The organism is Sinorhizobium saheli, assembly GCF_001651875.1.
GTDB classification, from domain to species: Bacteria; Pseudomonadota; Alphaproteobacteria; order Rhizobiales; family Rhizobiaceae; genus Sinorhizobium; species Sinorhizobium saheli.
In genome coordinates, this window is the sequence record NZ_LNQB01000072.1 from 155,676 (window position 1) to 168,538 (window position 12,863).

8 protein-coding genes are annotated in these 12,863 nt (G+C 63.4%); 1 reads left to right on the forward strand and 7 read right to left on the reverse strand.

The genetic code is table 11. The features are described 5' to 3' along the window. Positions 1–430: 430 nt before the first annotated feature. The 7 genes from ATB98_RS12950 to ATB98_RS12980 form a co-directional block, all read right to left on the reverse strand. Entirely contained in the window at positions 431–3,274 is a 2,844-nt protein-coding gene (locus tag ATB98_RS12950; protein WP_066874198.1) for a valine--tRNA ligase, read from the reverse strand. Positions 3,275–3,666: 392 nt separating this feature from the next. After that, positions 3,667–4,449, reverse strand: coding sequence for a PopZ family protein (locus ATB98_RS12955; protein ID WP_066874200.1), 783 nt, complete (start codon positions 4,447–4,449; stop codon positions 3,667–3,669). Between the two features lie 332 nt (positions 4,450–4,781). Then, a complete protein-coding gene (gene tolC / locus ATB98_RS12960; RefSeq protein ID WP_066874202.1) occupies positions 4,782–6,149 on the reverse strand; it encodes an outer membrane channel protein TolC in 1,368 nt (455 codons plus the stop codon). A gap of 284 nt (positions 6,150–6,433) precedes the next feature. Continuing rightward, positions 6,434–7,093 (reverse strand): protein-L-isoaspartate O-methyltransferase family protein, encoded by a 660-nt coding sequence (locus ATB98_RS12965; RefSeq protein ID WP_066874204.1) that lies wholly within the window; start codon positions 7,091–7,093, stop codon positions 6,434–6,436. Positions 7,094–7,341: 248 nt separating this feature from the next. Further along, positions 7,342–7,767, reverse strand: coding sequence for a TonB system transport protein ExbD (gene exbD, locus ATB98_RS12970; protein ID WP_066874206.1), 426 nt, complete (start codon positions 7,765–7,767; stop codon positions 7,342–7,344). Between the two features lie 5 nt (positions 7,768–7,772). Then, positions 7,773–8,657, reverse strand: coding sequence for a tonB-system energizer ExbB (gene exbB / locus ATB98_RS12975; RefSeq protein WP_066874208.1), 885 nt, complete (start codon positions 8,655–8,657; stop codon positions 7,773–7,775). Between the two features lie 162 nt (positions 8,658–8,819). Then, on the reverse strand, positions 8,820–11,246 hold the full coding sequence (locus ATB98_RS12980) for a ComEC/Rec2 family competence protein (RefSeq protein ID WP_066874210.1): 2,427 nt from the start codon (positions 11,244–11,246) through the stop codon (positions 8,820–8,822). Between the two features lie 324 nt (positions 11,247–11,570). Between ATB98_RS12980 and gltA the strand changes: the two genes are divergently transcribed. Further along, positions 11,571–12,860, forward strand: a complete 1,290-nt coding sequence (gene gltA, locus ATB98_RS12985; protein ID WP_066874212.1) for a citrate synthase — start codon at positions 11,571–11,573, stop codon at positions 12,858–12,860. Positions 12,861–12,863: the final 3 nt, after the last annotated feature.

Below are 12,863 nucleotides of genomic sequence, written 5' to 3' on the forward strand. Positions count from 1 at the left end.
CTGCATTTCAAGAAAATGCGACCATCCACCTCGTGCCGCGCTTGCCGGGAAGTATCCTCACGATCGCGTGAAATGGCAAACGGCCACAGGAAGGCCCAACTGGGGGGAAACGGTCACAAAATTTACGTAAGAACTTCAGGATATAGCCACAATTCGCCAGAGTGTGAAATTTCGTTCCCTTTTGAAAGCGCGACCGACAAATCAATAGAAATAAATTCTTCGATCTTCCCGAAGTGTGACGTCAGAACAACAACATTGCTTTTTGCCGACAAAGACCGGCTGTCCCGTTGAAAAGCCTGCAAGCGAAACCCATGCGTGTATTAACCGCCGTTCGCTATCGAGAACGCCGACTCGAATCCCGAAAAAGCCGAATGGAAAATCCGCGGTATCTCTACCGCGGATTGCGCTCCTGTTGAAAGGACGGGATCAGTCAGTCCGCTTCCGAGATGCGGCTGAGGGCGACGCGGAGCGACTCTACCTGCAGGTCGAGTTCGGTCAGCCGCTCGCGCTCTGCCTCGACCACCTCCGGCTTCGCATTGGCGACGAACTTTTCGTTGGCGAGCTTGCCGAGGATTCTCTGCCGCTCCCCCTCGACCTTGGCAACTTCCTTCTCGAGGCGCGCTTTTTCCGCCGCCAGATCGATGAGATTGCCAAGCGGCAGGCAAGCCGTCGCCTCGCCGACGACGATCTGCGCGCTGCCGCGCGGCGCCGAAGCCGCGTGTTCGATGCTCTCGATCCGCGCCAGGCGCCTGATCGCCGAAGCATGACGGTCGAGCCGCTCGCTCGTCAGGCCCTTCGCACCGACGATCACCAGCGGCGCCATCGCCGCCGGCGGGACCCTCATTTCCGCGCGGACGGAGCGGATGCCGGTGACGATATCGATCAACCAGTTGATCTCGTCGGCGGCCGCATCGTCCGCATAGAAGGCGGCCGGCCATTCGGCGTGGCACAGCAGCGTCGCGCGCTCGCGCCCGGCGCCGGCGGTCTTTTCCCAAAGCTCCTCGGTCATGAAGGGCATGAACGGGTGCAGAAGCTTGTAGGTCTCGTCGAGCACATAGGCGACGCAAGCCTGCGACTCGCCCTTGGCCCCCTCGTCCTCGCCGTTGAAGACCGGCTTCAGCAGTTCCAGGTACCAGTCGCAGAACTGATTCCAGATGAAGCGGTAGAGACTTCCGGCCGCCTCGTTGAACCGGTAGCCCTCGATCGCCTCGGTCACGTCACGGATGGTGCGCGACAGCTCCGTCAGGATCCAGCGATTGATCGTCAGCGAAGTCGCTTCGGGGATGAAGCCTTCGCTGCTCGTCGCACCGTTCATCTCGGCAAAACGGGTGGCATTCCAGAGCTTGGTGCCGAAGTTGCGGTAGCCGGCGATGCGGGCCGGATCGAGCTTCACGTCACGCCCCTGCGCCGCCATGATCGCCAGCGTGAAGCGCAACGCATCGGCGCCATATTCGTCCATCAGTTCCAGCGGGTCGATGACGTTGCCCTTGGACTTCGACATCTTCTGCCCGTTCTTGTCGCGAACAAGAGCGTGGACGTAAACGGTGTGGAAGGGCTCGACAGGCGTCCCGTCCTCATCCTTCATGAAGTGAAGGCCCATCATCATCATGCGGGCGACCCAGAAGAAGATGATGTCGAAGCCGGTCACCAGCACATCGGTCTGATAGTACCTCTCCAGTTCCGGCGTTTCCTTCGGCCAGCCGAGCGTCGAGAACGGCCAGAGCGCCGAGGAGAACCAGGTATCGAGCACGTCCTCGTCGCGCGTCAGGATCTCGCCCGGCTTGAAGTTTTCGAGCAGGTCCTCGACATAGGCCTTCATCGGCCCTTCATGCGCGAGGTAATGCTGGATCGCGGCGTGCAGCGCCTCTTCCTCGGTCTTCTCGACGAAGACCTGACCGTCAGGTCCATACCAGGCGGGAATCTGATGGCCCCACCAGAGCTGCCGCGAAATACACCAGGGCTGGATGTTCTCCATCCACTCGAAATAGGTCTTTTCCCAATTCTTCGGGACGAAGCTCGTCCGCCCTTCCCTGACGGCCGCGATCGCGGGCTTGGCCAGCGTCTTGGCGTCGACGTACCATTGCTCGGTCAGCCGCGGCTCGATCGGCACGCCGCCGCGGTCGCCGTGCGGAACCATGTGCCTGTGCGGCTCGATCCTGTCGAGCAAGCCGGCCTCCTCGAAGATACGAACGATGATCGCTCGAGCCTCGAAGCGGTCCTTGCCCTCGAGTTCATCCCAGGCGCCATGCAGGGCGGCGGGTTCGTCGAGGCCTTCGAGGAAGTCCTCGTTGTTCTTGATGGTGATCCGCCCTTCAACGGTCATGATGTTGATCGCGCGAAGTCCCGCGCGCCTGCCGACATCGAAGTCGTTGAAATCATGGGCAGGGGTGATCTTCACGGCACCGGTCCCGGCCGTCGGATCGGCGTAGGTGTCGGCAACGATCGGGATGCGGCGTCCGACGATGGGCAGGATGACGTGCTTGCCGATCAGCGGCTTGTAGCGCGCGTCGTCGGGATTGACCGCTACACCGCTATCGCCGAGCATCGTCTCCGGCCGCGTGGTGGCGACGACGACATAATCGCGCGTTTCCCACTCGGTCGCCTTTCCGTCCTCGTCAAACGCGATCGGATGCTCGTAGGTGACACCCGGTTCGAGCGGATAGCGCAAGTACCAAAGATGACCGTTGACCTCATGCTGCTCGACTTCGAGATCCGAAATCGCCGTCAACAGCTTCGGATCCCAGTTCACCAGTCGCTTGTCGCGGTAGATGAGACCTTCCTTGTAGAGGCTCACGAAGACTTCGAGGACGGCCTCCGAAAGCCCTTCATCCATGGTGAAGCGTTCGCGCGACCAATCACAGGACGCGCCGAGCCGCTTTAGCTGGTTGAAGATCAGCCCGCCGGATTCGGCCTTCCATTCCCAAACCTTCTCGACGAAAGCCTCGCGGCCCATCTCACGCCGCCCCGGGAGCTTGCGCTGCGCAAGCTGACGCTCGACGACCATCTGCGTGGCGATGCCCGCATGGTCCATGCCCGGCTGCCAGAGCACGTCCTTACCGCGCATGCGCTCGAAACGCACCATGATGTCCTGCAGCGTGTTGTTGAGCGCATGGCCCATGTGCAGCGAACCGGTGACGTTCGGCGGCGGGATCACGATGCAGAAGGTCTCTGCGCCGGGCTTTGCACCCGCGCCCGCACGAAACGCGTTTTCTTCGTCCCACTTCTTGGCAATGCGCGGGTCGACTGATGCGGAATCGTAGGTCTTATCAAGCATTCTTTGGCCAATTTTTGGAGATTGATGTCAGCGTTTGTAAACCGGAAGGTCCGGCGCAAGTCAACATAAACGGGAAAAAAGCCGCGGCCGTGACAGACGCGGCTTTCATCATAATGCATGCCGGCAGGACCGCGCAGCACTTTAGAGCGGGATGCACTCACATGCGTTCGCGCCACCGCTCAATGTTCTTTTGCCGCATTTGTGCGACGTCAGGTGATTCCACCTGACTGCAAAATGCTTTGAAGGCGCCTTGCGATCAAATGTATTCCACAATGCACGATGGCAATGCAACTGGGCACGGGCGAGCATCGTCCTACCACAACCGAGACAGTCATGGCTGCCGCCGTGTAGCGGTCCGACTCGGAAGGCCGCCGTCCCGCTTCTCGCCGCCGTCAGCGCCGAGTGCCGCGTGCGACGCGCTCGATCTCCTCGCGAACGAGTCTTTCGACGAGCGTCGGGAGATTATCGTCCAGCCATTCCTGCAGCATCGGGCGCAGCATCGCCTCGGCGATCTCATCGAAGGAGCGCCTCGGCCCGTGCTCGACCGCATGCGCCAAATCGTCGAAAGCCCGCGCCACCTGACGGCTGACCGCCGGGGAGACGATCGCGGCCATCGGATTGTCGGCTTCCGGACTCTCCCCCACCGAAGCGGGCGGTTGTGGCGTTGCGGGCGGCTCCGCGGCCGCTGGCGCCGCCGCGACAGCGGTGAACGATGCGGCGCTCTCCGAACTTTCCTCTGCCGCATCCGCCGCCAGGCTCATTGGCACGGAAACGGCCGCCATAGGGGACGTGATCACGGGGCTCTCCTGCGGAGCGCGCACCGGTGCCATGCCCGGCTGCTCCCGCGGACCATGATTGACGGCATGGCGTTCCGACGCAGCCCTCACCCGCGCAGCGACATCGGCAAGCGAAAGCGGCGACGATGCCTCCGCGCGCTCATCCGGCGCCGCAGCCGACGACGGCATGACCGGCACGACCGGTTCGTCGGCGGCGCCGAAAGCGGCGGCCTCGATTTCGGAATCGATCGTCAATTCGATCTCGTCCTCGGCGTCATCCTCGAAGGGTTGGCGGGCGGAGGAACCGGCCGGCCCTGGCTCGTTGTTCTCGATGATCTTGCGAATGGATGCCAGAATCTCATCCATCGAAGGTTCACGTGCGACATTGAGCTGCGCCATTTCAATCCTCGTTTGCTGCGGACGAGCACGGAGGTATCAAGCTTCCGTGTGCCGATTCGAACGAACCTTAAGTGAGTTCGCGGTTGAAACAAACGCCGCGAATCAGCTCGTGAAATTCTTGCACAGATTTGTTTTTCAGGGCAGATGCGGCCGACGAAACGCGCAAAAGCGCCGCGCATCCTTCCGGAACACGCGGCGCCAAATATCTTGGAATTGACTGCTGTTGCCTGTGCTTGAGCGGGATGCGCTCACAACCGTCCGCACCACCGCTCTATCGTTTGTCTGGCCGCATTTATGCGACGTCAGGTGGTTCCACCTGAGTGCAAAATGCTCTAGTGCCCGTCGACGGTGCGCAGGCCGAACCACTTGTCCTTGACGGCTTCGTAGTGTTCCTCGGCGCGGTATTCGGCCACTTGCAGGCCCTGTGTCCTGACCGTCAGGTTGCCCATTGCCGCAAGCAGTGCATAGCTCGCCACGACGGCATCACGCTGGGCGCCGGCCAAGGCCTCCTGCGCATCCAGCACGTCCTGTTGCGAGTCGAGCACGTCGAGGGTCGTGCGCTGCCCGACCTTGCGTTCCTCGACGACGCCCTCGAGCGCCAGATTGGCGGCGGCGATCTGCGATCGGCTGGCGGTGATTCGCGCCAGCGCCGACTCGAGCTGGGCATGAGCGGTCACGACCGTCTGCTGCACCGAAGCGCGGGCGGAATCGACGAGGATGCGCTGCTGACCCAGGGTTTCCTTGGCCTGGCGGATCTGGCCGTACTCCGCACCGCCCTGGTAGATCGGAACCTCGAGACGCGCCGTGACGCTCGCGGTCGTATCATCGAGCCCCGTGCCGCTATTGCCGGTATTGCGCGTGACAGCGCCCTGGAGGACGACGCCGGGCAACATCGAGCCCTCGGCCGACTTCACCTGGAAGCCCGCCGAATCAACGGCGTACTGCGCAGCCAGGATCTGCGGATTCTGCCGCAAGCCCGTCGCAACCGCCTGGTCGAGGGACCTCGGCATCCCCTTCTTCGCCGGGCCCGGCTGCCTGATGCCGGTCGGCGCCGCGCCGACGATCTGCACATAGACCGCCTCGCTCTGCTTCAACTGGGCAACCGCGCTGACGAGCAGCGACTGGGCGTCCGCCAGTTGCGCTTCCGCCTGGCTTACGTCGGTGCGCGTGCCTTCGCCCACGTCGAGGCGGGCCTGCGCAGCGTTTAACTGCTCGCGAAGGAAGGCCAGGTTCTGGCGGCGGATGGAAACGATCTGCTGGTCGCGGGCGATGTTGGCGTAGGCCTGCGCGGCCGCCAGCAGGATCTGGATCTCATTGGCCTTCAGCGTCTCGCGGCTCGAGAACACGTTGGCCTCTGCCGCCCTGACATTGTTCAGCGTCTGAAACCCGTCGAAAATCGTCTGGGTGATGGAGATGCCCACCTGTCCGCTGTGGACATCGCGCCTGCCGGTCTCGGCATCGATTCGCGCGAGCGTTCCCGTTGCGCTCGCCGAGACCTGGGGCCGATAGCCGGCCTTGGCGATAGGCACCCCTTCGTCAGTGGCGCGCAGACCGGCGCGCGCTGCGTTCAGATCCGGGTTGTTCGCATAGGCCTTCGCCATTGCCCCGAAGATCGTCTCCGCGAGGACTGCGTGCGGCGCAAGCAGCACGCTGGTCGAGACAGCCGCCCACAAGGCTGCTTTGCGGACAATCGACACCATCTTCCCTCCGATCAGCCGGGGTGACGTTGCACCCCCGCGATTTCAGCAGATCAAACCCTGAACGGGCGCCTGCGCAACCAATGCAGTGAAGCGCCCGCGCCACCCATTGGCGGGCAAATCACCACTTCCATACTCTTTTGAACCCCGGATTCGGTCTCCCGACAACTGCACACTAACGCTCGACGCGGGCATTTCAAAAAGAAACAAGCGATACGTTGCCGATTGGCAACATTACAGTTTTAGCTTCAACGCGCATATGCTGAGCTACCTCAATGAGAGGCGCCTCAGAAAACGAAAGGCTTCTCGCGGCGGAACCCGGGGAGCGGCTTCACGGCCGTGTTGAAGGCGGCCCGTTCCGACGTCCTTCCCGATTCGCGCACATAGAGTTTTGCATGGGATGCGTTACCAAACCCTTCAACCGCCACAAGGCGACCGCCGTCGCGAAGCTGCTCGAACAGGGCCGTGGGTATCGTTTCCACCGCCCCGTTGATGAAGATCACGTCATAGGGCGCTTCGGCCGCATAGCCCTTCTCGAGGTCGCCGGTCACCACCGCCACATTGTCGTAGCCGAGGCGCGCCAGCGTCTCGGTTGCGGTCGCGGCGAGCGACTCGTCGCTTTCGAGCGCCACGACCGAGCCGGCGATGAGCGACAGCAGCGCAGACGCATAGCCGGTGCCGCAGCCGATCTCGAGCACCACGTCCGACTTGGAGATCCGCGCAAGCTGCAGGAGCTTCGCCAAAGGCGACGGTTCCATCAGGTAACGCCGGGCGGCGCTTCCCGCGAGCTCGATATCGGCGTCGATATAGGCCAGGTCCCGCATCTTTGCGGGCACGAACTCTTCGCGCGGAACGGAGAGGAAGGCGGACAGGATCGAATGGGAGGTCACATCCGTGGTCCTGATCTGATTGTCCACCATCTTAATGCGCGCTGCTTCGAAGTTCATGATGTTGCCTCGTGTCGAGTGGCGCGGGCGCCGCTGCCTTGGAAATCCGCGTGATCTGCGTCGGGCTTCTATAAGCCTGTTGCCTAAAGCTCATAATTCGCCGCACGGCCGGTTTCAAGCGACCGCGGTATTTTGCACGCGCAAAATGGAAAGCCGGCAGCCGGCGGGCGGGCCGGAGAGACGGGACAAGACCGGAGGAAGGCTCGCCTGTCGCGATCGCGCGAATGGCACGCAGACGCGCGGCAGGGTCAGCGACCCGGTGCCGCTTCGAGGCCGACGAGCGCGATCTTGCCGTAACCCGCCGTTTGGATGAGGTTCATCACCGTCATCAGCTCGCCATAATCGACCAGCTTGTCAGCGCGCAGCAGCACGCGCGTTTCCGTGTTGCCGTTCGTGATCCGCTGGAGCTCGGAAACGAAGGCTTCGCGGGCCGTCTCCTCGTTGCCGATCGCGAGCGTAAGATCGGCCTTCAGCGTCACGAAGACAGGCTTGTCGTCACGCGGGGCCGGCTTTGCGACGGATTGCGGCAGGTCGACCTTCATGTCGACCGTAGCGAGCGGCGCGGCCACCATGAAGATGATAAGCAGCACCAGCATCACGTCGATAAAGGGGGTGACGTTGATCTCGCTGTTCTCGTCGAGATCGCTGCTGCCGTCGGAAATTTTTCCCGCCATGGCCTTTATCCGATTCGGGCGATCGGCGCGTCGGGGCCATGGGCAAGCCCCTCCGGCCGGCGCGGTTGCGCCTTGCGCACCAGGCGATGGTCGAGGTCACGGCTCACCAGTCTTTCGACGGCTGCGGCAGCATCTGCAAGGATGAGCTTGTAGCCCCCCACCGAACGGGCGAAGTAGTTGTAGATGACCACGGCCGGTATGGCCGCCACCAGGCCGATCGCGGTAGCCAGCAGCGCTTCGGCGATCCCCGGCGCAACGATCGCGAGGTTGGTCGTCTGGGCCTTGCTGATGCCGATGAAGGAATTCATGATTCCCCAGACCGTGCCGAACAGGCCGACGAACGGGCCCACCGAACCGATCGAAGCGAGGATCCCGGTGCCGGCGCTCATCCGCTTGCCGGCGCGGACCTCGATGCGGGTCAGCAGCGAGGCGACACGTTCCTTGATGCCTGCTGCCGGCACATGGTCCAGCACGGCTTCGGAACGCCGCATCTCGTCGATCGCCGCGGCGACCATGTCGGCGGCCACGCCGGTCCTTACGAGTTTCGACTCCACGCCGGCCAGACCGTTTGCCGCGGTCAGAACTTCAACCGCGCGTTTCAGCCGCGATTTTGCCTGCGCGAGTTCCAGCGTCTTCACAAGAAAGATCGCCCAGGTGACGACGGAAGCCAGCGCCAGCGCGATCATCACGCTCTTTACGACGACATCGGCCGCAAGAAACATGCCGACCGGCGAAAGCTCATGGGGCAGGATCGGCTCCTGCGCGCCGGCCGCCGCGGGCTGCAGCGCCGCCGCCGTCTGGGCGAAGCCGGGCGCAGCAGGGGCGGCAAGGAAAGCAGCCAGCATTGCCGCCAGCACAACAATCAATTTCGGCCGGATCCGGTTCGCCATCTCGTTCCTCGTTCTGCTTCCGCCCGATCGTCGCGGGCCCCGGGCAAAGCCCTTCCGCGACGCTCTTTACGACAAAGCATCGCCGGATGGCAAGGATTTGTGGAGTATAATAATCAAGAATAATGACGCGGCATGTCCCGGCCCGCCGCGATACCCACGGCTTCAGAGAGGAGGCGCTTCACTCAGGAAGTCGCCGCTGCGCCAGTCGTAGCGGCGATGGCGCTGCCAGGGCCTCTCGGTCGAGGCAAAGGACGGTACGATGCGCATGCCATCGGGCGCGCCCGATTGCGTTCGCTCTGCGTGGATCTCGATGGCGCCGGTCCGCCGCAGGGTCTCGCCGCTTATCATCAGCGCCCGTCTCGACGGGCAGGTCGCTACCGGCCGGCGGGTGGCAACGACGAGGACGTCCGCGTGTTCGCAGAGCACTGGAACGAGTTGCGGGGCCTCGACGACGATCACCGTCCAGCCTTCGCGGCTCCTGCCGACGCAGGCTGCGCCCTTCCGGCAGGCGAAGGCGCCGGGCTTTGCCACCGCCAGCAATGCGGCGACGTGGACGGACGTTGCCGCCGCACCCTGTCCGGCGCCTGTTGCGGGCGCCTCGACCGGCCTTATGTGATCGGCCGCGGCAAGCGCGCGCTGCCATTGTGAAAAGATGAATTCCGGCGGTCGGCTGCGATTGGTGGCGATCGCCTTGCCGGCGACCAGCCCGACCAACTGGCCGTCCTCCGATATCGTGATCGACGGGGGCTCGGCCCGGCCCTGCGAGGCGATCTGAGCCCCGCCGAGAAGCACCAGCCCAACCCCGGCGAGCGCCAGCCGCGTTCGCAGCACACAGAGCAGAACGCCGCCGAAGGCGACGAGGAAGAAGCCGGTGGCGTCGATGCGGCCCGTAGCCCATTCGCCATCGAGCGAGGCGACGTAGCGCGCGACCGCAAGCATCCAGTCCAGCCCCTGCCCCATCACCTGCAAGGGATAATATTCGAGCCCGAAGGGCATGAGCAGCATCGCGAACAGGGCGAAAGGCATGACGAGGATGCCGATCAGCGGCGTCGCGGCCACATTGGCCGCCAGCCCGTAGGCCGGCAGGCGGTTGAAATGGCCGGCGGCGTAGATGGCCGTTGCCAATCCGCCGATGACGGAGGTGGCGACCGTACCCACCGCGAGGCCGGATACGGCCTGCCAGCGCCCCCGCTTGCCGGCGTTCTCGCGATCCCTTGCCTTGTAGTCACGCCAGCGGGCATAGCCGGCAACCAGGGCCAAGGTGGCCGCAAAGGACATTTGAAATCCCGGTCCGGCGACTGCGGAGGGCTTCCAGGCGATGATAACGAGTGCGGCAAGCGCGACATTGCGCAGGCTGATCGAGATGCGATCGAAGAAGACGGCAACGAGCATGATCGAAATCATGATCCAGGACCTCAGCGCAGAGACCGCCCCGCCGGAAATGAGGATGTAGAGGAAAACCATGAGCAACGCGCCGGCGGCGGCGACCTTCTTGGCGGGGAATTTCTCCGCAAGACCGGGAACGAAGCTCATGAGCGTCCGTGCGCCGATGAGAAACGTGCCCGCGGCAAGCACCATGTTGAGGCCCGAGATCGCGAGCACGTGCGACAGGCCGGCCGCACGCAGCGCCTCCACGGTCTCGCGGCCGATGGCGCGCTCCTCCCCCGTCACGAGCGCCGCGGCAATCGCCCCGGTGTCGCCGCCGATCGCCGCCCGGATTCGATTGCCGACCGTCTCGCGCATAGTCGCCAACTCGGCGCGCATCCAGTCAGAGAGTGCGGTTTGCGACGGGATGGCGACGCTCACCGCATCAGTCGCGGCATGCGGAGCGCCGTAGAAAAAGCCGACGGCGCCCACGCCCCTGAAGTAGGAGTCGAAGGCAAAATCATTGAGCCCAGGCAGCGCCGGCCCCGAAGGCGGAGAAAGGCGGGCCTTGCCTTCGATGACCGTTCCAACCTGAAAAGGCTCGTGACGGCTCCGCGCAAGCAGCGTCGCGCGCGCCGGAGGCCTGCGCAGCCGCGGCCTCGACGTTTCCTCAATCTCGACGAGATAGCGCCAGCGCCCCTTGTCGTCCGGCTCCCGCGACAGCACGCGGCCGCGCAGCTCCGTCGTCACCGACCCGTCGAGAACGACGGTGTCGAGCCTCGCCGTTTCGAGGGAGGCGAGCAGCATGCCGGCGACAACGAGCGCGGGCCCAAGAGCCAGCGGCCGCCAGCGATGAAAACCGCCCCGGCAGAGCAATGCAGGTATGCCGAAAACGCAGAGCAGCACTGCAAGTTCGGCAATTCCGACGGATTCCGGCAGCGCAAACCACGCAATGGCACCAAGCGCAAGCAGAACCGGAACCAGGACGAAACCGTGGCCGAACTCCGCCTCCTCGGCCACAGCGGCGCCGAAATGGCCGCGAAAGGATTTCGCCGTCGACCGGACGCGATTGCGGAGCATCGGGCCGTAACGGGTCGCCGGTCGCGTGCGGCCAAGGCGCGTGGCGGGCAAATCGGCGCTCGCAGGCGCATGATCGCCAGCGGCGGGCCGCCACGCGGCACGCTCCGCGTCTAGCACGACTGCCTGTGCCTGTCGCTCCCCCATTCGTCCGCTTCGCCCCTCCTGCCAAGGAAGGCGATCCTGCAATCTATGAAGCGGGATTGCAATCGGAAGGCCGCCTGCCCAAAAAACAGGCACGGCCGCTCAATTGCAAATAGAATGGTACCGCATTATCAGCTTGGCGACCATTGATATCGCTGGACATGTTGCCGTAACATGCGATTGTTGCAACGCCATATGCTGATTTTCGCACCGCACAATATGCCTTTCGTACTGCTTGGCAGCCGAAAATAAATCATATAGCAAATTCGCAACGCTCAAATTCGCGGCACATCGATATGCCACGATGCCACAAACACGGAGGGTCCCATGTCAGAAAGAAGCGCGACAATAACAATCGGCGGAAAATCGGCGGACCTGCCAGTGCGATCGGGGTCGATCGGCCCGGACGTCGTGGATATCGGCTCGCTCTACAAGCAGACGAAGATGTTTACCTACGACCCGGGCTTTACCTCCACGGCGTCGTGCGAATCCAAGATCACCTATATCGATGGCGACGAAGGCGTGCTGCTGCACCGCGGCTATCCGATCGAGCAGCTCGCCGAGCACGGCGACTTCCTCGAGGTCTGCTACCTGCTTCTTTACGGCGAACTGCCGACCAAGGCCCAGAAGGCCGACTTCGACTATCGTGTCACCCATCACACGATGGTCCATGAGCAGATGACGCGCTTCTTCACCGGCTTCCGTCGCGACGCCCATCCGATGGCCGTCATGTGCGGTTGCGTCGGAGCCCTTTCGGCGTTCTATCACGACTCGACCGACATCACCGATCCGCATCAGCGCATGGTCGCATCGCTGCGCATGATCGCGAAGATGCCGACGATCGCCGCCATGGCCTACAAGTACTATATCGGCCAGCCGTTTGTTTATCCGAAGAACGACCTCGACTACGCCTCCAACTTCCTGCGCATGTGTTTTGCCGTGCCGTGCGAGGAATATGTCGTCAACCCGGTCCTTGCACGCGCCATGGACCGCATCTTCATCCTGCATGCCGATCACGAGCAGAACGCCTCGACATCGACGGTGCGCCTCGCCGGCTCGTCGGGCGCGAACCCCTTCGCCTGCATCGCGGCCGGCATCGCCTGCCTCTGGGGTCCGGCACATGGCGGCGCCAACGAAGCGGCGCTCAACATGCTCGCCGAAATCGGAACGGTCGACCGCATTCCGGAATATATCGCCAAGGCGAAGGACAAGAACGATCCGTTCCGCCTGATGGGCTTCGGCCACCGGGTCTACAAGCACTACGATCCGCGGGCGAAGATCATGCAGAAGACCACGCATGAGGTTCTCGCCGAGCTCGGCCACAAGGACGATCCGCTGCTCGAAGTGGCGATGGAGCTCGAACGCATCGCGCTGACGGACGAGTACTTCATCGAGAAGAAGCTCTACCCGAACATCGACTTCTACTCCGGCATCACGCTGAAGGCACTGGGCTTCCCCACGACCATGTTCACCGTGCTCTTCGCGCTCGCCCGCACCGTTGGCTGGATCGCCCAGTGGAACGAGATGATCGAGGATCCGGAACAGCGAATCGGCCGTCCGCGCCAGCTCTATGTCGGCGCGCCGCTGCGCGATTACGTGCCGCTTTCCAAGCGCTGAGTC

Bases quoted from the DNA above. Each gene is read 5' to 3' on its own strand.
- ATB98_RS12965 (WP_066874204.1), bottom strand. From the start codon at position 7,093: ATGAACTTCGAAGCAGCGCGCATTAAGATGGTGGACAATCAGATCAGG.
- gltA (WP_066874212.1), top strand. From the start codon at position 11,571: ATGTCAGAAAGAAGCGCGACAATAACAATCGGCGGAAAATCGGCGGAC.
- exbB (WP_066874208.1), bottom strand. From the start codon at position 8,657: ATGGCGAACCGGATCCGGCCGAAATTGATTGTTGTGCTGGCGGCAATG.
- ATB98_RS12980 (WP_066874210.1), bottom strand. From the start codon at position 11,246: ATGGGGGAGCGACAGGCACAGGCAGTCGTGCTAGACGCGGAGCGTGCC.
- tolC (WP_066874202.1), bottom strand. From the start codon at position 6,149: ATGGTGTCGATTGTCCGCAAAGCAGCCTTGTGGGCGGCTGTCTCGACC.
- ATB98_RS12950 (WP_066874198.1), bottom strand. From the start codon at position 3,274: ATGCTTGATAAGACCTACGATTCCGCATCAGTCGACCCGCGCATTGCC.
- ATB98_RS12955 (WP_066874200.1), bottom strand. From the start codon at position 4,449: ATGGCGCAGCTCAATGTCGCACGTGAACCTTCGATGGATGAGATTCTG.
- exbD (WP_066874206.1), bottom strand. From the start codon at position 7,767: ATGGCGGGAAAAATTTCCGACGGCAGCAGCGATCTCGACGAGAACAGC.